The organism is Pseudomonas sp. D4002 (assembly GCF_013385665.1).
Classification (GTDB): domain Bacteria; phylum Pseudomonadota; class Gammaproteobacteria; order Pseudomonadales; family Pseudomonadaceae; genus Aquipseudomonas.
This window is the reverse complement of record NZ_JACAPN010000042.1, coordinates 1-21297: the sequence shown is the minus strand read 5'-3', so window position 1 is coordinate 21297 and position 21297 is coordinate 1. Positions and strand designations below refer to the sequence as shown.

The window sequence follows — 21297 nt, the reverse complement described above, 5'->3', positions numbered from 1 at the left end:
CCGCGCCTCTCCCTTAAGGTAGGGCGCGAATAGACAACCGGCTGGCCAGGCACTCCTTGGCCGTCGACCCAAGACGGACGCTTATGAACCCGAATTTTCTTGATTTCGAACAGCCGATCGCTGACCTGCAAGCCAAGATCGAAGAGCTGCGCCTGGTCGGCAATGACAATTCGCTGAATATCGGCGATGAAATCGCTCGCCTGCAAGACAAGAGCAGCACGCTTACCGAAGACATCTTCGGCAAGCTGACCAGCTGGCAGATCGCGCGCCTGGCCCGCCACCCGCGCCGTCCGTACACCCTGGACTACATCGACCATATCTTTACCGAGTTCGATGAGCTGCACGGCGACCGTCACTTCTCCGACGACGCCGCCATCGTGGGCGGTATCGCTCGCCTGGACGACCAGCCAGTGATGGTCATCGGTCACCAGAAAGGCCGTGAAGTGCGCGAGAAAGTCCGCCGCAACTTCGGCATGCCGCGCCCTGAAGGCTACCGCAAGGCCTGTCGCCTGATGGAAATGGCCGAGCGCTTCAAGATGCCGATCCTGACCTTCATCGACACCCCGGGCGCCTACCCGGGTATCGACGCTGAAGAGCGCAACCAGAGCGAAGCGATCGCCTGGAACCTGCGGGTGATGGCGCGCCTGAAGACGCCAATCATCGCTACCGTGATCGGCGAAGGCGGTTCCGGCGGCGCATTGGCGATTGGCGTCTGCGACCAGCTGAACATGCTGCAATATTCCACCTACGCGGTGATCTCGCCGGAAGGTTGCGCCTCGATCCTGTGGAAAACCGCCGAGAAGGCACCGGATGCCGCGGAAGCCATGGGCATCACTGCCGATCGCCTGAAAGGCCTGGGTATCGTGGATAAAGTGATCGCCGAGCCATTGGGCGGCGCCCACCGTGACCCGGCTGCCGCTGCCGCGACCATTCGTGCCGAACTCAGCTCGCAGCTGGCGATGCTCAAGAAGTTCGACAACGAGGCACTGCTGGCCCGTCGTTACGAGCGCCTGATGAGCTACGGTCTCTAAGCCGACGCGTTACTAAATGTGGGAGCGGGCTTGTGTGGGAGCGGGCTTGCTCGCGAAGGCGGTGATTCAGTCAATATAGTTGGCGACTGACACACTGCATTCGCGAGCAAGCCCGCTCCCACATTTGCCTTGTGTATGCTGGTTATCGCATTCCAGATTGATGGCGTACTTTGCTATGAAGCCCACGTTAACCGCCAAGCTCCTGCAAGCCGTCGCGCCCTGGCGCAACGCCCCGGCCTGGCATATCGCCTTCTCCGGCGGCCTCGACTCCACCGTCCTGCTGCACCTCCTGGCCACGCTGGCCAAAATCGACAAGCTCCCGCCACTCAGCGCTATCCATGTTCATCATGGGCTGCAAGCTGCGGCGGATGCGTGGCCGGCCCATTGCCAGTCCGTGTGCGACGCCTTGTGCGTGCCTTTGCGGGTGATCCGCGTGCAAGTGCAACAAGGTGCAAGCCTGGAGCGCGCGGCCCGTGACGCGCGGTATCAGGCGTTTGCCGAGGTCACCGGGGCAGGGGAGTTGCTGGTCACGGGCCAGCACCGTGACGATCAGGCAGAAACCTTACTGTTTCGGCTGTTGCGTGGGGCTGGCGTGCGTGGCTTGGCGGCAATGCCCGCGCAGCGCCCTTTGGCAGATGGCTATCTGGTGCGACCCTTGCTGGATGTATCTCGCGCCGAGCTTGAAGCCTACGCCCGTGAACATCAATTGACCTGGATCGAAGACCCGTCGAACGCTGATCCGCGTTTCTCCCGCAATTACCTGCGCCACCATGTTTTCCCACGCCTGACTGAACGTTGGCCCCAAGCCGTCAGCACCATGGCCCGCAGCGCTGAACACTTGAGCGAAGCCCAGGGCTTGCTCGACGAACTGGCGCAGATGGACCTGCTGGCCGCCAGCCAGCACCCGGTGTTTCCCTGGCTGGCATTGCCTTCGCTGACCCTTGAACCGCTTGCCGCGCTCTCCGAGGCCCGCCAGCGCAACGCACTTAGGCACTGGCTGACACCGCTGACACGCTTGCCCGACAGTGACCACTGGACCGGCTGGGCGACCTTGCGCGACGCCAAACACGATGCACAGCCACTGTGGCGCCTGGCCGACGGTCAATTGCACCGTTGTGGTGGGCTTATCTGGTGGTTACCTGCCAGTTGGTCGGAATTTTCTGACGCATCGGTGAGCTGGCCGCACCCGCAAAACCCACTACAGTTACCCGGTAACGGCCAAGTGCGCTTCAGCGGCAGTGCACCCGAAGGCCCCCTGAGCATCCGTTATCGCCAGGGCGGTGAAATCATGGAATTGCCAGGCCGGGGCCGGCGCGACCTGAAGCGCTTGCTTAACGAAAGTGCGGTGCCAGGCTTCATCCGTGGCAGATTGCCGCTGCTGTATCAGGGCCAGCAATTGCTGGCTGTGGCCAACCTGCCGGGGCTTGCGGCGGGTGGCGGTACCGGCTGGCAATTACATTGGATGCCACCAACCTGCGATCAAGGTTTGAGCTGATAGAGCCTTTCCGGTAGACTACGCTCCCTTCTTGATACAACTTCTGTGGATTCGCCTGAATCGCAGCAGTTGCCGATTACCAAGCAGTCTTTGCTGGGCGATTCCAAAAAATGTGTAGCGATCAACGTACCGGTGTTTCATTGCTGGTCTGTCACAACGCGGCGGTTTTTTTGAAAGGTGCACTGTGATTAATGCAGGTGATCGGGGGCTTCGGCCTTCCTTCGCTTTCCCCGGCGGCTCGGACCGCTTTAACGCAGACTTCTAGGGTTTTTCATGACGCGCTACATATTCGTCACGGGCGGTGTTGTTTCTTCATTGGGGAAAGGCATTGCCTCCGCTTCATTGGCGGCCATCCTGGAGGCGCGGGGACTTAAGGTCACCATGCTCAAGCTGGACCCGTACATCAACGTTGACCCGGGCACCATGAGCCCGTTCCAGCACGGTGAAGTGTTCGTCACCCACGACGGCGCCGAGACCGACCTGGACCTGGGCCACTACGAGCGGTTCATCCGCACGACCATGACCCAGAACAACAACTTCACCACCGGCCGTGTCTACGAGCACGTGCTGCGCAAGGAGCGCCGTGGTGACTACCTGGGTGCAACCATCCAGGTGATCCCGCACATCACCGACGAAATCAAGCGCCGCATCATCAAGGGTGCAGGCGATGCCGACGTGGCGATGGTCGAGATCGGTGGCACCGTGGGTGACATCGAATCCCAACCGTTCCTCGAAGCCATCCGCCAGTTGCGTTTCGAAGTCGGCGCCAAGCGCGCGATGCTGATGCACCTGACGCTGGTGCCGTACATCGCCACCGCCGGCGAAACCAAAACCAAGCCTACCCAGCACTCGGTCAAGGAACTGCGTTCCATCGGCCTGCAGCCGGACGTGCTGGTGTGTCGCTCCGACCACGCGATCGACATCGCGTCCCGTCGCAAGATCGCCCAGTTCACCAACGTTGAAGAACGTGCGGTAATCGCCCTGGAAGACGCCGACACCATCTACAAGATCCCGGGCATCCTGCATTCCCAGGGCCTGGATGATTTTGTCGTCGAGCGCTTCGGCCTGCAGTGTGGCGGCGCCGATCTGTCCGAGTGGGAAGCCGTGGTCGACGCCAAGCTCAACCCTGAGCATGAAGTCACCATCGCCATGGTCGGCAAGTACATGGAACTGCTGGACGCCTACAAGTCGCTGATCGAAGCGATGAGCCACGCGGGCATCAGCAACCGTACCAAGGTCAACCTGCGCTACATCGACTCCGAAGACATCGAGAACCAGGGCACCGCGCTGCTGGAAGGCGTTGATGCCATCCTGGTTCCGGGCGGCTTCGGTCTGCGTGGCGTGGAAGGCAAGATCACTGCCGTCCAGTACGCTCGTGAGAACAAGGTGCCGTACCTGGGGATCTGCCTGGGCATGCAAGTGGCGGTCATCGAGTTCGCTCGTAACGTGATGGGCTGGAAAGACGCCAACTCCACCGAGTTCGATCGCACCAGCGGCCATCCGGTCGTGGGCCTGATCACCGAGTGGGAAGATGCCACCGGCGCCGTCGAAACCCGTACCGAGGCCTCCGACCTGGGCGGCACCATGCGCCTCGGCGCGCAGGATTGCCTGCTGGAGCCGGGGTCCCTGGTTCACGATTGCTACGGCAAGGACGTGATTGTCGAGCGTCACCGTCACCGCTACGAAGTGAACAACAACCTGCTGCCGAAAATCATGGAAGCCGGCCTGAAAATCTCCGGTCGTTCCGGTGATGGCGCGCTGGTTGAAGTGGTTGAAGCACCGGATCATCCATGGTTCGTGGCTTGCCAGTTCCACCCGGAGTTCACCTCGACCCCGCGCGACGGTCACCCGTTGTTCAGCGGCTTCGTTAAAGCAGCACTGACGCAACATCAGAAGAAGGCGTAAACCTGATGGCCCAGAAGATCATTCGCGTAGGCGACATCGAGATTGCCAACGACAAGCCCATGGTGCTGTTCGGCGGCATGAACGTGCTGGAAAGCCGCGACATGGCGATGCAGGTCTGTGAAGAGTACGTGAAGGTGACCGAGAAACTCGGTATCCCCTACGTATTCAAGGCCAGCTTCGACAAGGCCAACCGTTCGTCCGTGACCTCCTACCGCGGCCCGGGCCTTGAAGAAGGCATGCGGATCTTCCAGGACATCAAGCAAGCCTTCGGCGTGCCGATCATCACCGACGTCCACGAGCCTGAGCAGGCTGCCGTGGTTGCCGAGGTGTGCGACATCATCCAGTTGCCGGCCTTCCTGTCGCGCCAGACCGACCTCGTGGTCGCGATGGCCAAGACCGGCGCTGTGATCAATATCAAGAAAGCCCAGTTCCTCGCGCCTCAGGAAATGAAACATATCCTGAACAAGTGCGTGGAAGCGGGTAACGACCAGTTGATCCTCTGCGAGCGTGGTTCGAGCTTCGGCTACAACAACCTCGTGGTGGACATGCTCGGTTTCGGCATCATGAAACAGTTCGAATACCCAGTGTTCTTCGACGTGACCCACGCGCTGCAAATGCCCGGTGGTCGCGCCGATTCCGCTGGCGGGCGCCGTGCCCAGGTACTGGACCTGGCCAAGGCCGGCATCAGCCAGTCCCTGGCAGGTTTGTTCCTGGAAGCCCACCCGGACCCGGACAACGCCAAGTGCGACGGCCCATGCGCCCTGCGCCTGGACAAGCTGGAGCCATTCCTGGCCCAGTTGAAGCAGTTGGACGACCTGGTCAAGAGTTTTCCGACGGTAGAGACCGCGTAAGCGCCATTTCTCCGGTAGACTTTCCCTCGCTTTACGCTCAGGCCCGCAGGCCTGAGCCTTGTCGCCTGCAAGCCTGCCCGTTGTTCCACCCTTGCGGTCGGTCAAAAGATTTCCTTCAGCTGCGTCGTTTTCGTCAACTTTGGAGTGTTTACAACAATGGCAAAAATCGTCGACATCAAAGGTCGTGAAGTTCTCGACTCCCGTGGCAACCCTACCGTCGAAGCCGACGTGCTTCTCGATAACGGCATCATCGGCAGCGCCTGCGCGCCGTCCGGTGCTTCCACAGGTTCCCGCGAAGCACTGGAACTGCGTGATGGCGACAAGAGCCGTTACCTGGGCAAGGGTGTACTCAAGGCGGTGGCCAACATCAATGGCCCGATCCGCGACCTGCTGCTGGGCAAGGATCCACTTGACCAGAAAGCCCTCGATCACGCGATGATCAAGCTCGACGGTACCGAAAACAAAGGCAGCCTGGGCGCCAACGCCATCCTCGCCGTGTCCCTGGCCGCTGCCAAGGCCGCTGCACAGGACCAGGACCTGCCGCTGTACGCCCACATCGCCAACCTGAACGGCACTCCGGGTGTCTACTCGATGCCGGTTCCGATGATGAACATCATCAACGGTGGCGAGCACGCTGATAACAACGTCGACATCCAGGAATTCATGGTGCAGCCGGTTGGCGCCAAGACCTTCTCCGAAGGCCTGCGCATGGGCACCGAGATTTTCCATCACCTCAAGGCTGTGCTGAAGGCCCGTGGCCTGAGCACTGCAGTGGGTGACGAAGGTGGTTTCGCGCCGAACCTGGCGTCCAACGAAGACGCACTGAAAGTGATCTCCGAAGCCGTGGCCAACGCTGGCTACAAGCTGGGCACCGACGTGACCCTGGCCCTGGACTGCGCGGCCAGCGAATTCTACGAAGACGGCAAGTACAACCTGTCCGGCGAAGGCCACGTGTTCACCTCGGAAGGTTTTGCTGACTACCTCAAGGGCCTGACCGAGCGCTACCCGATCATCTCGATCGAAGACGGCCTGGACGAGTCCGACTGGGCTGGCTGGAAAGTGTTGACCGACAAGATCGGCGAGAAGATCCAGCTGGTGGGCGACGACCTGTTCGTGACCAACACCAAGATCCTGAAAGAAGGCATCGACAAAAAGATCGCCAACTCGATCCTGATCAAGTTCAACCAGATCGGCACCCTGACCGAAACCCTGGAAGCCATCCAGATGGCCAAGGCTGCGGGCTACACCGCCGTGATCTCCCACCGCTCCGGCGAAACCGAAGACTCGACCATTGCCGACCTGGCCGTGGGCACTTCGGCTGGGCAGATCAAGACCGGTTCCCTGTGCCGTTCCGACCGCGTTTCCAAGTACAACCAATTGCTGCGTATCGAAGAGCAACTGGGCGGCAAAGCCAAGTACAACGGTCGCAGCGAGTTTCGCGGCTGATTGTTAAATGGTAAAAGGTCAGCGGATTACGTCGGAAAAATCACGGCAGCGTGAATTTCGGCGCTAATCTCATGACTAACAAGCACAAGCCTGGTTTTTCCAGGCTTCGTGCTATCAGTTGCTGCAAAAGTTTTGCATGGCTGTCTTTTTTCACTGGATACCCGATATTCGATGCGCAGTCCCAATTGGTTGTTCCTCGTCTTGCTCTTGCTGCTGGCTGGCCTGCAGTACCGCCTTTGGGTGGGGAATGGCAGCTTGGCGCAGGTCACCGAACTGACCCAGCAAATTGCCGCACAGCACGCCGAAAACGAGGTGTTGCTGGAGCGCAATCGCGTGCTCGATGCCGAAGTACTTGAATTGAAGAAAGGCATGGAGACCGTTGAAGAGCGGGCTCGCCATGAGTTGGGCATGGTCAAGGAGGGCGAAACCCTCTACCAGTTGGCCCAATGAGCATTTCGTCACCGGCCTTCTGGGCCGTGATTCCTGCCGCGGGCGTGGGTGCCCGTATGGCCGCGGACCGTCCCAAGCAGTACTTGCAATTGGGTGGGCGCACTATTCTCGAACACAGCCTTGGCTGTTTCCTCGATCATCCGGGCCTCAAGGGGCTGGTGGTCAGCGTTGCGATGGATGACCCTTACTGGCCGACCCTGGCTTGCGCCACCGACCCACGCATTGTGCGCGTTGACGGCGGCGAAGAGCGCTCGGGTTCGGTCCTCAATGCCTTGCTTTACCTGCACGGCCAGGGCGCGAGCGATGACGATTGGGTGCTGGTGCATGACGCCGCCCGGCCGAACCTCAGCCGCGATGACCTGGACAAGTTGCTCTTTGAACTGGCCGACGACAGCGTGGGTGGGCTGCTGGCCGTGCCGGCGCGGGACACCCTCAAGCGCGCCGACAAGCACGGGCGCGTGTTGGAAACGGTTGATCGCACGCCGATCTGGCAGGCCTACACCCCGCAGATGTTCCACCTTGGCGCGCTGCACCGGGCCTTGGCCGACAGCCTGGTCTCGGACGTGGTCATCACCGACGAAGCCTCGGCCATGGAATGGGCCGGGCATGCGCCTCGCCTGATCGAAGGCCGTTCCGACAACCTCAAGGTCACGCGCCCGGAAGACCTTGAATGGCTGCGCCAGCGTCGGGCCTTCCAGTCTTCCTGACGAATCAGCCAGCCGGGCCGTAGCAGTCTATCTCAGGTAGACGGGATGGTTGCCCAGGCCCTCCTTGAGAAAGTCCACCAGTTTTCGCACCTTGGGCGAAAGGTGGCGTTGTTGCGGGTACAGCGCCCAAACCGCGGTGTTGGGCGGTTGATGGGCTTCGAGTAACGACACCAGTGCGCCGCTGTGCAAATGCTCCAGCACGTAATAGTCCGGCAATTGGCAAAGACCGACACCTTGCAGGGCCGCATCCAGCACCGCTTGCCCGCTGTTGCAGCGCCAGTTTCCCTGTACACGCTGGGAAAATTCGCGCCCGTCCTGGGCCAGTTGCCAAATATCCGAGCTGCCGATCAGGCAGTTATGCCGGCTTAACTCCGACAAGCTATGTGGCCGCCCGTACCTGGCCAGGTAGGACGGTGACGCGCACAGGTACATACGCCGCGGCGCGAGGCGGCTGGCAACCATGCGCGAATCCGCCAGGCGCCCGAGGCGAATCGCCAGGTCCAGGCCTTCGTGCACCAAGTCCAGCTGGCGGTTGGTCAATTCCACGTCCACGCGCAATTGCGGATAAAGCGCCATGAACCGCGTCACCAGCGGCACGATAAAACGCTCGCCGTAAGCCACTGCGCAGGTCATGCTCAACATTCCCTTGGGCTCGCTGGCCAGGTCGCCCACGGCGCGCAAGGCTTCTTCGCGACCGTCCTGCAATCGCTGGCAATGTTGCAGGAAGGTCTGGCCGGCTTCGGTCAGTGTCACCTTGCGCGTGCTGCGATACAGCAAGCGTGTTTGCAGGCGCTCTTCCAGTCGCGCGACCTGGCGGCTGATATGGGACGACGACACGCCCAGGCGCTCGGCGGCCGCGGTGAATTGGCTGCATTCGGCCACGGCGACGAACTCGTCGATGCCCTCCCAGCGGTTTTCCAGCATGCTGATTGTCCCTGTACGGCAATAATGTTTTGCTTTTGTCTGGATTATTAATCAGATGAGCATGTTTTACACTGCCGGCCTTACGTTTTTAACCCGATGGAGAAACCGGATGATCAAGTCCCGCGCGGCCGTAGCCTTCGAAGCCAAGAAACCCCTCGAGATCGTTGAAGTGGATGTGGCCATGCCCAAGGCGGGCGAGGTGCTGTTGCGGGTGGTGGCGTCCGGTGTGTGCCATACCGATGCCTACACCCTGTCGGGCGCGGACCCGGAAGGCATTTTCCCGTCGATCCTCGGCCACGAAGGCGGCGCCGTGGTTGAAGCCATCGGCGAAGGCGTGACCTCGGTGGCGGTGGGCGACCACGTGATCCCGCTGTACACCCCGGAATGCGGCAAGTGCAAATTCTGCCTGTCGGGCAAGACCAACCTCTGCCAGGCGATTCGCGCCACCCAGGGCAAAGGCCTGATGCCCGACGGTACTTCGCGCTTTTCCTACAAGGGCCAGCCGATTTTCCACTACATGGGCACTTCGACCTTCTCCGAATACACCGTGCTGCCGGAAATCTCCGTGGCCAAGATTCCCAAAGAAGCGCCGCTGGAAAAAGTCTGCCTGCTGGGCTGTGGCGTCACCACCGGTATCGGTGCAGTGATCAACACCGCCAAGGTCAAGCCGGGCGACACCGTGGCCATCTTCGGCCTGGGCGGCATCGGCCTGTCGGCGGTGATCGGCGCGGTGAAAGCCAAGGCCGGCCGCATCATTGCCATCGACATCAACCCGGCCAAGTTTGAAATAGCCAGGCAGCTGGGTGCCACCGACTGCATCAACCCGAAAGACTACGACCGCCCGATCCAGGACGTGATCGTCGATTTGACCGACGGCGGCGTCGACTTTTCCTTCGAGTGCATCGGCAATGTCCAGCTGATGCGTGCGGCCCTTGAGTGCTGCCACAAAGGTTGGGGCGAGTCGGTGATCATCGGCGTGGCCGGCGCCGGCCAGGAAATTGCTACCCGTCCGTTCCAACTGGTCACCGGCCGCGTCTGGCGCGGTTCGGCGTTCGGCGGCGTGCGCGGTCGCAGCGAGTTGCCAAGCTATGTGGAAATGGCCCAGGCCGGTGAAATCCCGCTGGATACGTTCATCACCCACACCATGGGCCTGGAAGATATCAACAAGGCGTTTGACCTGATGCATGAAGGCAAGAGCATCCGCACCGTCATTCACTTCTGAGGTTGGCCATGAGTCTGGAAAACCTGTCGTGCCAGAAAAGCTTCGGCGGCTGGCATAAACGCTACAAGCATCATTCCGACGTGCTGGGTTGCGACATGACCTTCGCCGTGTACCTGCCGCCGCAAGCGGAGCAGGGCGGCAAATTGCCGGTGCTGTACTGGCTGTCGGGGCTGACCTGCACCGATGAGAACTTCATGCAGAAGGCCGGCGCGCAACGCATGGCAGCCGAGCTGGGGTTGATCATTGTTGCGCCGGACACCAGCCCGCGCGGCCCCGGTGTGCCGGGTGATCCGGACAACGCCTGGGACTTTGGCCTGGGCGCCGGTTTCTACCTGAACGCCACCCAGGAGCCCTGGGCCCAGCACTATCGGATGCATGACTACGTGGTGCAGGAACTGCCGGAATTGGTCGAGGCGCATTTCCCGGCGTCGGCCAAACGCGGGATCAGCGGCCACTCCATGGGCGGCCACGGCGCGCTGGTGTGTGCCTTGCGCAACCCGGGGCGTTATCAGTCGGTGTCGGCGTTCTCGCCGATCAACAACCCGATGGATTGCCCGTGGGGCCAGAAGGCATTCTCCCGCTACCTCGGCGAAGAGCGCTCGAAATGGCGCGAATGGGATGCCTGCGTGTTGATCAGCGAAGCCTCGGAAAAGCTGCCATTGCTGGTGGACCAGGGCGACCGCGACGATTTCCTCGCGGTGCAGCTCAAGCCTGAAGCGTTGCAACAGGCGGCCAGGGCGGCGAACCATCCGCTGGAGCTGCGCCTGCAACCGGGCTATGACCACAGCTACTTCTTTATCGCCAGCTTCATCGAAGACCATTTACGCCATCACGCGCGCGCTTTGCTCGGTTAATGTGAGGCAAAAGTAGGTAGAATCACGCCCTGAATTAAATCGGGGCGTTTTTTTATGCGTATTGGCCACGGCTATGATGTGCACCGTTTCGCCGAAGGCGATTTCATCACCCTGGGCGGCGTGCGGATCGCGCACCACCACGGGTTGCTGGCTCATTCCGACGGCGACGTGGTGCTGCATGCCTTGAGCGATGCCTTGCTCGGCGCAGCCGCGTTGGGCGACATCGGCAAGCACTTTCCGGACACCGACCCGACCTTCAAGGGCGCGGACAGTCGTGTGCTGTTGCGTCACGTGGTCGGCTTGATCCATGCCAAGGGCTGGAAGGTCGGCAACGTCGACAACACCATCGTCGCCCAGGCGCCCAAGATGGCCCCGCATATCGAAACGATGCGCGCGCTGATTGCCGCGGATCTTCAAGTTGAGTTGGATCAAGTGAACGTAAAAGCCACCACCACCGAAAAGCTCGGGTTTACCGGTCGCGAAGAGGGCATTGCCGTGCACTCCGTTGCCTTGTTGCTGCGCGCATGAATGATCTGCAACTGCTGGGCCCGCGTGCCTATGGCGAGGCCTTGGGCAGCGCTGTTCTGAAGGCCACCGCTGAAGACTTCCAGGTGGATGAAGTGCTGGATATCCCGCTGACCGGCGAGGGTGAACACCTGTGGTTGTGGGTGGAAAAGCGCGGCCTGAATACCGAAGAGGCGGCGCGGCGGATTGCCAAGGCGGCGGGCGTGCCGTTGCGTACCGTCAGCTACGCCGGGCTCAAGGACCGCCAGGCGCTGACACGCCAGTGGTTCAGCGTGCAGTTGCCGGGCAAGGCGGACCCGGACCTGAGCGCGGCTGAAAACGACACCCTGAAGATCCTCAAGACCGGCCGTCACAAGCGCAAGCTGCAGCGCGGCGCGCATTCGGCCAACGGCTTTACCTTGCGCCTGACCCAGTTTGCCGGGGATGCGGCGGCCATCGACGCCCGCCTGCAACTGATCGCCCGGCAAGGCATTCCCAACTATTTCGGCGCCCAGCGTTTCGGCCATAACGGCGGCAACGTCGTCGATGCCCGTGACTGGGCGGCGCGCAAGGCCTTGCCGGAGCAGCGCAATGTGCGTTCGCGCCTGCTCTCGACGGCCCGCAGCTTCCTGTTCAATAAAGTGCTGGCGGCGCGGGTGGCCGACGGTTCCTGGCAGCGCGCCCAGGTCGGTGACTTGCTGGCGTTTACCGACAGCCGCAGCTTTTTCCCGGCGGGGGAGGCTGAATGCAGCGACCCGCGCCTGGCAATCCTCGACCTGCATCCCACCGGCCCGCAGTGGGGCGAAGGTGATTCGCCGGCGGCGGGGGCAACCTTTGCGCTGGAACAGGCGATTGCCGACGGTGAAGCCGAACTGCGGGATTGGCTGGTGAATGCCGGCATGAGCCAGGAACGTCGCATTCTTCGACTGCCCATTGGCGGGTTGACGTGGCATTATCCCGAACCTGACATTCTGCAATTGGAATTCGTCCTGCCGGCTGGATGCTTCGCCACTGTCTTGGTGCGCGAGCTTGTAGATCTGGTGCCGGTGGGGCAGACGGACAGCCCATGCGTATTCTGATATCTAACGACGACGGGGTCACTGCACCCGGCCTTGCCGCGCTTCATGCTGCGCTGGCGGATTACGCCGAGTGCGTGGTGGTTGCCCCGGACCAGGACAAAAGCGGCGCCAGCAGCTCGCTGACGCTCGACCGTCCGTTGCATACACAGACGTTGCCCAACGGCTTTATCAGCGTGAATGGCACGCCGACCGACTGCGTGCACCTGGCGATCAACAGCCTGCTGGACCGCGAGCCGGACCTGGTGGTTTCCGGGATCAACCTGGGCGCCAACCTGGGTGACGACGTGCTGTATTCCGGTACGGTGGCGGCAGCCCTTGAAGGGCGCTTCCTCGGTCGGACCTCGTTCGCTTTTTCGTTTGCGTCCCGTCAATTGGACAACCTGGCGACTGCGGCGTATTTCGCCCGCAAGCTGGTGGAGGCCCATGACACCCTGGTCCTGCCGCCGCGCACGGTGCTCAACGTCAATATTCCCAATCTGCCCCTGGACCACATTCGCGGTATCCAGCTGACCCGCCTCGGCCACCGTGCCCGTGCGGCAGCGCCGCTGAAGGTGGTCGACCCGCGTGGCAGGGAAGGGTACTGGATTGCCGCTGCCGGCGATGCCGAGGACGGTGGCGAGGGCACGGACTTTCATGCGGTGATGCAAGGTTATGTCTCGATTACCCCGTTGCAACTCGATCGCACCTTCAGTGATGCCTTCAGTAGCCTCGATGGCTGGCTGGAGGGGCTGCGCTGATGGCTCGTGAACAAGACGACCTGCTGCGCCGGGGCATCGGGATGACCTCCCAGCGCACCCGCGAGCGATTGATCCAGCGCCTGTATGAAGAAGGGCTGTCCAATGCCCAGGTGCTGGAAGTCATCCGGCGTACCCCGCGGCATCTGTTTGTCGATGAAGCCCTGGCGCACCGCGCCTATGAAGACACAGCCTTGCCCATCGGCCACAACCAGACCATCTCCCAGCCCTATATGGTGGCGCGGATGAGTGAGTTGCTGCTGGCGGCGGGCCCGCTGGACAAGGTGCTGGAAATCGGCACCGGCTCCGGCTACCAAACGGCCGTGTTGTCGCAGCTGGTGGAGCGGGTGTTTTCCGTGGAGCGCATCAAGGTGTTGCAAGACCGGGCCAAGGAACGCCTGGTGGAGTTGAACCTGCGCAACGTGGTATTCCGTTGGGGCGATGGCTGGGAAGGCTGGCCGGCACTGGCGCCATACAACGGCATTATCGTCACCGCGGTGGCGACCGACGTGCCCCAGGCCTTGCTCGATCAACTGGCTCCCGGCGGGCGCCTGGTGATTCCGGTGGGCTCCGGCGAAGTGCAACAATTAATGTTGATCATTCGCGAGGAAGAGGGCTTTTCCCGGCATGTGCTCGGCGCCGTGCGTTTTGTCCCGCTGCTCAACGGTCCGCTGGCCTGATCAATTATTCCTGCGTACTGAATTCTATTGCCGGGTATGTGTCTTACAGCGGGGTCTGTTGAGTCCACATCATCAGCCGTCGGAGTTAAACATGATGAAATTTTCTTTAGAGTCGTGTTTCCAGTAAAAACCCAACGGCCAGTTATACTTGCGTCATATTTCAAGCCTGATACAGGCGTTCATAGTCAGCCACCACAAAGGGAGCGGCGGGTGAGTCTCACGGTCATTGCACAGCGTATGAGTCAAACAAGCTTTCAGCGACTGGTGATTGGCCTTGTCTTGAGTTCCTTGCTGGCGGCTTGTTCAAGCACGCCATCCGGTGGTGCGCGGGTGGTCGACCGCAATAACGCGGTACCGCAGAAACCTACCGTTACCACAGGCCAATACGTCGTGCGCAAGGGCGATACGATGTTCTCGATCGCCTTTCGTTATGGCTGGGATTACAAGGCGCTCGCCGCCCGTAACAACATCCCTGTGCCATACACGATACATCCAGGTCAGACCATTCGTTTCGATGGACGAACCGGTTCAACACCGACCGCGGTAGTCACAAACACGGCTTCTTCGCCGTCGTCTTCGAGCAAGACCACCATCATCACCCGGCCTGCAGGCACCGCCGCGCCTAGCGTTGCGAGCAAGCCGGCACCCGCGCCGATGCCGCCGGCGGGGCCCGCACCGACCGGCTGGGGATGGCCCTCAAATGGCATCCTTATTGGAAAATTCTCTTCAAACGGTAGTTTGAATAAAGGCATTGATATCGCCGGGGATTTGGGACAGCCTGTTTTAGCTGCGTCTGATGGGACAGTGGTGTACGCCGGGAGTGGTTTACGGGGCTACGGCGAGCTGGTCATCATCAAACACAGCGATACCTACGTCAGTGCCTACGGTCACAACCGCAGGCTGTTGGTTCGGGAGGGGCAGCAGGTCAAAGTCGGACAGACAATTGCCGAAATGGGGTCAACTGGTACAGACCGGGTGAAACTGCACTTTGAGATTCGCCGCCAAGGGAAGCCTGTTGATCCGCTGCAATTCCTTCCCCGTCGTTGATGTGTTGCACAGCCTGTTCCTCACGTAGTAGGAACAGGCTCCAGCGTTGCCAAGGATAAAGGCGTCGCTTGAGCTTGAGGTCGAACTCACCAAAGGACTATAACAATGGCTCTCAGTAAAGAAGCGCCGGAGTTTGACATCGACGATGAGGTTCTCCTTATGGAGACTGTCATCGATACGGAATCGATGTCGAATGAGGGACCTGCTGTACCTTCAGTTCGCACCAAATCCAAGAACTCCACCGCGTTAAAGCAACACAAGTACATTGATTACACACGGGCGCTCGACGCGACTCAGTTGTACCTCAATGAAATCGGCTTTTCCCCTCTGCTCACTCCCGAAGAAGAAGTCCATTTTGCGCGCTTGTCGCAAAAGGGCGATCCGGCTGGGCGCAAGCGCATGATTGAAAGCAACCTGCGACTGGTGGTGAAAATCGCCCGGCGCTACGTCAATCGTGGGCTGTCCCTGTTGGACTTGATCGAAGAGGGCAATCTCGGCCTGATCCGGGCGGTGGAAAAGTTCGACCCTGAGCGGGGCTTCCGCTTTTCGACCTACGCCACCTGGTGGATTCGTCAGACCATCGAACGGGCGATCATGAATCAGACCCGTACGATCCGGTTGCCGATCCATGTGGTCAAGGAGCTCAACGTCTACCTGCGGGCGGCGCGTGAGCTGACACAGAAACTCGATCATGAACCTTCGCCTGAAGAAATCGCCAACCTGCTGGAAAAACCGGTGGGAGAGGTCAAGCGCATGCTCGGTCTCAATGAGCGGGTGTCTTCTGTCGATGTCTCGCTGGGTCCGGATTCGGATAAAACCCTGCTGGACACCCTGACCGATGATCGTCCTACGGACCCATGTGAGTTGCTGCAGGACGACGATCTGTCGCAAAGCATCGACCAGTGGCTTTCGGAGCTGACGGACAAACAGCGTGAGGTGGTGATTCGCCGCTTCGGGCTGCGCGGCCACGAAAGCAGCACCCTGGAAGATGTTGGCCTGGAGATTGGCTTGACCCGTGAGCGGGTGCGGCAGATCCAGGTCGAGGGCCTCAAGCGCTTGCGCGAGATCCTCGAGAAGAATGGCTTGTCGAGTGAGTCGTTGTTTCAATAAGCGACGCAGGATGAAATGTGGGAGCGGGCTTGCTCGCGAATACGGTGTTTCAGTCAGCCTATCTGGCGACTGATTCACCGCTTTCGCGAGCAAGCCCGCTCCCACATTTTTTTGTGCATGGAATTACATCGTGTGATTGGCAAATCCCGAGCGCAAAAAAAGCCCCGCTTTGCTCGTTCCCACGCTCTGCGTGGGAACGCAGCCCAGGACGCTCCGCGTCCCAAGGCGTGACGCAGAGCGTCACAAGAGGCATTCCCACGCAGAGCGTAGGAACGAGCGGGCACAAAAAAGCCCCGCTTTTGAGGGCGGGGCTTTTCGACTAAATCAGTACAAGTTAGATAACTTGAACTTCTTCAGCTTGCATGCCTTTCTGACCGCGGGTAGCGATGAAAGAAACCTGTTGGCCTTCTTTCAGGCTTTTGAAGCCGTCGGATTGGATAGCTTTGAAGTGAACGAACAGGTCGTCACCGGATTGTGGAGTGATGAAGCCGAAGCCTTTTTCATCGTTGAACCACTTAACGGTACCAGTTTGGCGATTAGACATGGTGTATCTCCTTGGACAAAGTTAACTGCGACTCAGGAAAAGCCCTGGCCGAGACTGAGTGCAAAGAGCAGGAAAAATTCTTGGAGATGGTTGGATCGAAATTCAACATATCGTGTAGAGATTCTCAGTGACACAAGCAGCACAGTGGCGCCACCTTAACCCTTTTTCCGGAACGTGCCAATGGTATTTCCGAAGGTTTCTCTATTTTCGTGACTGGCGGCACCCTGATACCGCACCAACACCCCACGATTGAAGGTGCGCCCCGCCCAGCAGGGGCTGCGCGGCGCCAAGAAAAACAGCCGCCCCTTTGAACCACGGGGCCAGCCCCGGTAAGATGCCCAACAGAATTTTTTCACCTCGCTATTCAGGACACCCGCCATGAGCATCAAATCGGACAAGTGGATTCGCCGCATGGCGCAAGAGCACGGCATGATCGAGCCCTTCGTGGAGCGCCAGATGCGTGGCGAAGGCGCTGAGCGGCTGATCTCGTTCGGGGTTTCCAGCTACGGCTACGACGTACGCTGCGCCGATGAGTTCAAGGTGTTCACCAACATCAACTCGGCAACCGTCGATCCGAAAAACTTCGACGAAAAAAGCTTCGTCGACGTCAAGAGCGACGTCTGCATCATCCCGCCAAACTCCTTTGCCCTGGCGCGCACCGTCGAATTCTTCCGTATCCCGCGTAATGTCCTGACTATCTGCCTGGGCAAAAGCACCTACGCGCGCTGCGGCATCATCGTCAACGTGACGCCGCTGGAGCCGGAATGGGAAGGGCACGTCACCCTGGAGTTCTCCAACACCACCACCTTGCCGGCAAAAATCTACGCCAACGAAGGCGTGGCGCAGATGCTGTTCTTCGAATCCGACGAAGAGTGCGAAGTGTCCTATAAGGACCGTGGCGGCAAGTATCAGGGCCAGCGCGGCGTCACTCTCCCACGCACTTGATCGAATCGTCTTACAGGCTAAGGGAATTTGTCAGCGGGCATGCACTCTATTGGGTGTACTGCCCCGACGCGTGCACAACGCGCCGGGCCACGCTTGAGGAGTCCCCTATGAAGCTCGATCCGCGAATCAGCGCCGAACTCGCCCGGCTTGAACCCAACCAGATTGGTGTGATGGCCTGGTCCTTGATGGCCGATCCCGCCGCAGGCGGCATTCCCGGCCAGCCAGGTCCCGATGATCCCTGGCCCAACCAGCCTGAAGAGCCTGGCGAACCCACTCTCCCTGACGAACCGCCTCCCGCCCCTGTGGCCTGATTTCCTGCACGTGTCGCCAATGGTCAGTTGCTCAACGCACTGGCCATACTTCCTGGTCTCCGATCACGAAGATCCGGCTGCCTTCTTCCTGCGTCACTGAATGACCCCCGGTAAAAGCGCCGAACGCCGGTAGCAGGCTGACTTGGTTGCCGATCAGGAAGCACGGCAGGCGCAAGCTTTGCCGGCCCTTGCCCCGCAGGCGATACACCGGATGCACGTGCCCGGCCAGCACATGGTGGCTGGCATGGGCGTCGGGCTCGTGCTGCAAGGCAAACGGGCCCATCAGCAAGGGTTCGGTCACCACCTCAATATTCAGATCGCCAGGCGGGTCGCCAGCGCGTTTGTCGTGGTTGCCGCGAATCAGCGTGAGCGCCACGCCTGCATGACGCTCACGCCAGGCTCTCAGGGCGTTCAGGGTGCCGCTGGCGTGAGAGCCGGGCCCGTGGAGAAAGTCGCCGAGAAAGATCACCTGCGCGCCGGGGAAAGCCGCCAACAACCGGTCCAGGCGCTGCAGGTTGGCCGTCGTCGTGCCCTGTGGCACTGGCTGGCCCAGGCTGCGATAGGCCGACGCCTTGCCAAAATGCGCGTCGGCGATCAGCAGGCACTTTCTCGCAGGCCAGTACACTGCCTTGTCCGCCAGCAACCACAGCGCTTCTTCCGCCAGATGTATCGGGTAATGAGCGGGCATCAGGGCTTCCCGTTATCGGCGACTTTTTCCAGATCCTTGACCATCCGCGCAATCCGCTCCGAGAGTTTTTCCGAGCTCAGGCTTTCCCGAAAACGTTCCACCAGCAGCGGAAAGGCCAACGGCGTAGGCCGTTTGATGCGATGCAGGTCCAGCTTCAACCCAGACAGGTGGCGCAAGGTCTCTTCCAGGCGATGAATATCCAGCTCATCCCGCAGGACTTCTTCCCCGGCCTGGGTCAGCAGCAGGTTCTGCGGGTCATATTGCTTGAATACCTCAAAGAACAAACCGCTGGAAGCCTGGACCTGACGCGTACTTTTCGGCGCGCCCGGATAGCCTGCGAACACCAGCCCGGCGATCCGCGCGATCTCGCGAAAACGTCGCAGGGCCAGCTCACCGGCATTCAGGCTGGCTACCACGTCATCCAGCAGATGATCCGCGCTCAGCAGTTCGCCGCCCAATAACTCAGGCCAATCCACTTCGGTGGCACTCAGCAGTTCCAGCCCATAGTCATTGACCGCAATCGAGAACGTCACCGCCTGCCGCCGGCTGACGCGCCAGGCCAGCAGGCTCGCCAGCCCCAGATGCACCTGGCGCCCGGCAAACGGATACAGGAACAGATGCCAGCCTTCCCGTGACTTGAGGGCCTCGGCCAGCAAGTGATCGCGGGTCGGCAGTCCGGACCAGCGCAGTTGGGTTTCCAGCAAGGGTTGCACCGCTTGCATCTCCGGGCCGAGATAGTGATCGTGGGCAGCCGCATCAAAGCGCTCGACCACCGCCTGGGCCAGCTCGTTGGAAAGAGGCATGCGCCCGCCGTTCCAGCGTGGCACGGCAGCCTTTTTCGCGGTGCTGCGCTTCACATAAGCAGTCATGTTTTCCACCCGTACCAACTCCAGCAAGCGGCCGGCGAACAGGAAACCATCCCCTGGCTTCAGTCGTGCAATAAAGCCTTCCTCGACACTGCCCAGGGTCTTGCCACCGCCGCCTTTGCTCCAGAATTTCAGCTGGATGCTGGCGTCGCTGACGATCGTACCCACGCTCATGCGATGGCGCCGCGCCAGGCGTGCGTCGGGGACGCGCCAGATGCCGTGTTCGTCCGGCTCGACGCGGCGGTAATCCGGGTAGGCCGTCAGTGACAGGCCACCATGGCGCACGAAACCCAGGGCCCAGGCCCAATCTGCTGCGCTCAGGTCACGATAGGCCCACGCGGTGCGCACCTCCGCCAGCAGCTCATCCGGCACAAAGCCGCCGCCCAGCGCCATGCTCACCAGATGCTGCACCAGCACATCCAACGGTTTGTGAGGCGACTGGCGCGCTTCTATGCGCCGTTCAGCGATGGCGTCCTGCGCGGCAGCGGCTTCCACCATTTCCAGGCTGTGGGTTGGCACCAGCGTGACCCGCGACGGCCGGCCCGGTGCGTGGCCGGAGCGCCCTGCGCGCTGCATCAGCCGGGCTACGCCCTTGGCGGAGCCAATCTGCAGTACCCGTTCCACCGGCAGGAAATCTACCCCCAGGTCCAGGCTCGACGTACACACCACGGCCTTCAGTTGCCCCTCCTTCAGGGCTCGCTCCACCCAGTCCCGGGTTTCCCGGGACAGCGAGCCGTGGTGCAGGGCAATCACTCCGGCCCAGTCGGGGCGCGCGTCGAGCAGGGCCTGGTACCAGATTTCCGATTGTGCCCGTGTGTTGGTAAACACCAGGCAACTGCTGCTGGCATCGACTTCGGCCACCACTTGCGGGAGCATTTTCAGGCCGATATGGCCGGCCCACGGAAAGCGCTCGATAACCGGTGGCAACAGGGTGTCCACTCGCAACTGTTTGGTGGTTTGGCCATGGACGTTGATCCCGCCGCCTTGTGGGATCAACACCTCCAACGCGTGGGCCTGATTACCCAGGGTTGCAGAAATGCCCCACACAATCAGCTCGGGGTGCCATTGCCGCAGGCGGGCGAGGGCCAGTTGCAATTGCACGCCGCGTTTGTTGCCGATCAGTTCGTGCCATTCGTCCACTACCACCATGCGCAGGTGCGACAGGCTGGGCTGGCTGTCGGCGCGGGCGAGCATCAGCGTGAGGCTTTCCGGGGTGGTGATCAAGGTGGTGGGCAGACGGCGGGTTTGGCGGGCGCGTTCGCTGCTGCTGGTGTCGCCGGTGCGCAGGCCGACGGTCCAGGGGATTTTCAGTGACTCGAGCGGGGCCTCAAGGGCGCGGGCGGTGTCGGCGGCCAGGGCGCGCATTGGGGTGATCCACAGGACGGCGAGCGGTTCCGCGGGGGCTTTGCGTTTGCGGGGCGTGGTTTCGGTGATGGCGAAGCGGTTGAGGGCGGCGAACCACAGGGCGTAGGTTTTCCCGGCGCCGGTGCTGGCGTGGAGCAGTCCCGACTGGCCTTCCTTGACTGCGTGCCATACGTCTTTTTGGAAGGCGAACGGTTTCCAGCCCTTGGCGGTGAACCAGTCTTTGGCGAAGTTGGGGGATTTGACCATGCTTGGGGCTCTGGGGGGGTAATTCAGAGACCTTTGGGGTGGGGGAAAGGTTTAACTGCGATTTTTTTGGGGGGGGTGTATATCCGTTATTTAGGTAACGGCTGCTTATGGTTCCGCTCTTACAGCGGGTCACTTTTTTACAAACGCCTAAAAAAGTAACCAAAAAACGCTTTGCCCCACCACTCGGTGCCTCGCCTAGGCTCGGCATGCCCGCACTCCGGCCCGGTTCCGCGGGCCGCCGCGACGGGCCATCCATGGCCCGGCGCGGCTAAATCGGCGTCCTGCCGGTTTAC

General features: G+C 60.9%; 21 protein-coding genes. 17 read left to right on the top strand and 4 right to left on the bottom strand.

Features of this window, described 5'->3' with window-relative positions; genetic code table 11:
• Positions 1-83: 83 nt before the first annotated feature.
• The 7 genes from HX824_RS25860 to ispD all read left to right on the top strand — a co-directional run bounded on the left by HX824_RS25860 (position 84) and on the right by ispD (position 7885).
• A complete protein-coding gene (locus tag HX824_RS25860) occupies positions 84-1031 on the top strand; it encodes an acetyl-CoA carboxylase carboxyltransferase subunit alpha (RefSeq protein WP_003219302.1) in 948 nt (315 codons plus the stop codon).
• A gap of 175 nt (positions 1032-1206) precedes the next feature.
• Entirely contained in the window at positions 1207-2526 is a 1320-nt protein-coding gene (gene tilS / locus HX824_RS25855) for a tRNA lysidine(34) synthetase TilS (RefSeq protein ID WP_177055368.1), read from the top strand.
• Positions 2527-2799: 273 nt separating this feature from the next.
• Positions 2800-4431 carry a CTP synthase gene (locus HX824_RS25850; protein ID WP_003219298.1) on the top strand — a complete coding sequence of 544 codons (1632 nt, stop codon included), beginning with the start codon at positions 2800-2802 and terminating at the stop codon, positions 4429-4431.
• Positions 4432-4436: 5 nt separating this feature from the next.
• The gene (gene kdsA / locus HX824_RS25845) at positions 4437-5282 is read left to right on the top strand and encodes a 3-deoxy-8-phosphooctulonate synthase (protein WP_003219295.1); all 846 of its coding nucleotides are present in this window, start codon (positions 4437-4439) and stop codon (positions 5280-5282) included.
• Positions 5283-5438: 156 nt separating this feature from the next.
• Positions 5439-6728, top strand: coding sequence for a phosphopyruvate hydratase (eno, locus tag HX824_RS25840; RefSeq protein WP_003219294.1), 1290 nt, complete (start codon positions 5439-5441; stop codon positions 6726-6728).
• Positions 6729-6899: 171 nt separating this feature from the next.
• On the top strand, positions 6900-7178 hold the full coding sequence (gene ftsB / locus HX824_RS25835) for a cell division protein FtsB (RefSeq protein ID WP_003219292.1): 279 nt from the start codon (positions 6900-6902) through the stop codon (positions 7176-7178).
• Positions 7175-7885, top strand: a complete 711-nt coding sequence (gene ispD, locus HX824_RS25830) for a 2-C-methyl-D-erythritol 4-phosphate cytidylyltransferase (protein ID WP_008432218.1) — start codon at positions 7175-7177, stop codon at positions 7883-7885. The genes ftsB and ispD overlap by 4 nt, the downstream gene beginning before the upstream one ends.
• A 27-nt stretch (positions 7886-7912) precedes the next feature.
• On the opposite strand, the gene HX824_RS25825 is transcribed toward ispD, so the two are convergent.
• Positions 7913-8809, bottom strand: a complete 897-nt coding sequence (locus HX824_RS25825; protein WP_177055366.1) for a LysR substrate-binding domain-containing protein — start codon at positions 8807-8809, stop codon at positions 7913-7915.
• Positions 8810-8918: 109 nt separating this feature from the next.
• On the opposite strand from HX824_RS25825, the gene HX824_RS25820 reads away from it, so the two are divergent.
• The 8 genes from HX824_RS25820 to rpoS all read left to right on the top strand — a co-directional run bounded on the left by HX824_RS25820 (position 8919) and on the right by rpoS (position 16039).
• A complete protein-coding gene (locus HX824_RS25820; RefSeq protein ID WP_008432216.1) occupies positions 8919-10031 on the top strand; it encodes an S-(hydroxymethyl)glutathione dehydrogenase/class III alcohol dehydrogenase in 1113 nt (370 codons plus the stop codon).
• Between the two features lie 2 nt (positions 10032-10033).
• On the top strand, positions 10034-10885 hold the full coding sequence (gene fghA, locus HX824_RS25815) for an S-formylglutathione hydrolase (RefSeq protein ID WP_177055364.1): 852 nt from the start codon (positions 10034-10036) through the stop codon (positions 10883-10885).
• A gap of 54 nt (positions 10886-10939) precedes the next feature.
• On the top strand, positions 10940-11413 hold the full coding sequence (ispF, locus tag HX824_RS25810; protein ID WP_003219282.1) for a 2-C-methyl-D-erythritol 2,4-cyclodiphosphate synthase: 474 nt from the start codon (positions 10940-10942) through the stop codon (positions 11411-11413).
• Positions 11410-12468 (top strand): tRNA pseudouridine(13) synthase TruD, encoded by a 1059-nt coding sequence (gene truD / locus HX824_RS25805; RefSeq protein ID WP_003219280.1) that lies wholly within the window; start codon positions 11410-11412, stop codon positions 12466-12468. The genes ispF and truD overlap by 4 nt, the downstream gene beginning before the upstream one ends.
• Entirely contained in the window at positions 12456-13205 is a 750-nt protein-coding gene (gene surE / locus HX824_RS25800; RefSeq protein ID WP_003219278.1) for a 5'/3'-nucleotidase SurE, read from the top strand. Before truD ends, surE begins: the two co-directional genes overlap by 13 nt.
• Positions 13206-13246: 41 nt before the next feature.
• Positions 13247-13882, top strand: coding sequence for a protein-L-isoaspartate(D-aspartate) O-methyltransferase (locus tag HX824_RS25795; RefSeq protein WP_010176736.1), 636 nt, complete (start codon positions 13247-13249; stop codon positions 13880-13882).
• Between the two features lie 210 nt (positions 13883-14092).
• The gene (locus tag HX824_RS25790) at positions 14093-14929 is read left to right on the top strand and encodes a peptidoglycan DD-metalloendopeptidase family protein (RefSeq protein ID WP_032898924.1); all 837 of its coding nucleotides are present in this window, start codon (positions 14093-14095) and stop codon (positions 14927-14929) included.
• A 105-nt stretch (positions 14930-15034) separates the two neighbouring features.
• Positions 15035-16039 carry an RNA polymerase sigma factor RpoS gene (rpoS, locus tag HX824_RS25785; protein WP_003219274.1) on the top strand — a complete coding sequence of 335 codons (1005 nt, stop codon included), beginning with the start codon at positions 15035-15037 and terminating at the stop codon, positions 16037-16039.
• Between the two features lie 334 nt (positions 16040-16373).
• Here the strand turns inward: rpoS and HX824_RS25780 are convergent, their stop codons facing one another.
• Entirely contained in the window at positions 16374-16583 is a 210-nt protein-coding gene (locus HX824_RS25780) for a cold-shock protein (protein ID WP_002554837.1), read from the bottom strand.
• A 378-nt stretch (positions 16584-16961) separates the two neighbouring features.
• Between HX824_RS25780 and dcd the strand changes: the two genes are divergently transcribed.
• Positions 16962-17528, top strand: a complete 567-nt coding sequence (dcd, locus tag HX824_RS25775; protein ID WP_003219273.1) for a dCTP deaminase — start codon at positions 16962-16964, stop codon at positions 17526-17528.
• Positions 17529-17635: 107 nt separating this feature from the next.
• Complete coding sequence (locus HX824_RS25770; RefSeq protein ID WP_003219272.1) at positions 17636-17839, top strand: hypothetical protein; 204 nt, start codon at positions 17636-17638, stop codon at positions 17837-17839.
• Positions 17840-17870: 31 nt separating this feature from the next.
• Here HX824_RS25770 and pdeM read toward each other — a convergent pair whose 3' ends face one another.
• Positions 17871-18527, bottom strand: a complete 657-nt coding sequence (gene pdeM / locus HX824_RS25765) for a ligase-associated DNA damage response endonuclease PdeM (protein WP_177055362.1) — start codon at positions 18525-18527, stop codon at positions 17871-17873.
• Positions 18527-21004: a ligase-associated DNA damage response DEXH box helicase gene (locus HX824_RS25760; protein ID WP_177055360.1), complete on the bottom strand. Its 2478-nt coding sequence runs from the start codon at positions 21002-21004 to the stop codon at positions 18527-18529. Before HX824_RS25760 ends, pdeM begins: the two co-directional genes overlap by 1 nt.
• Positions 21005-21297 lie beyond the last annotated feature (293 nt).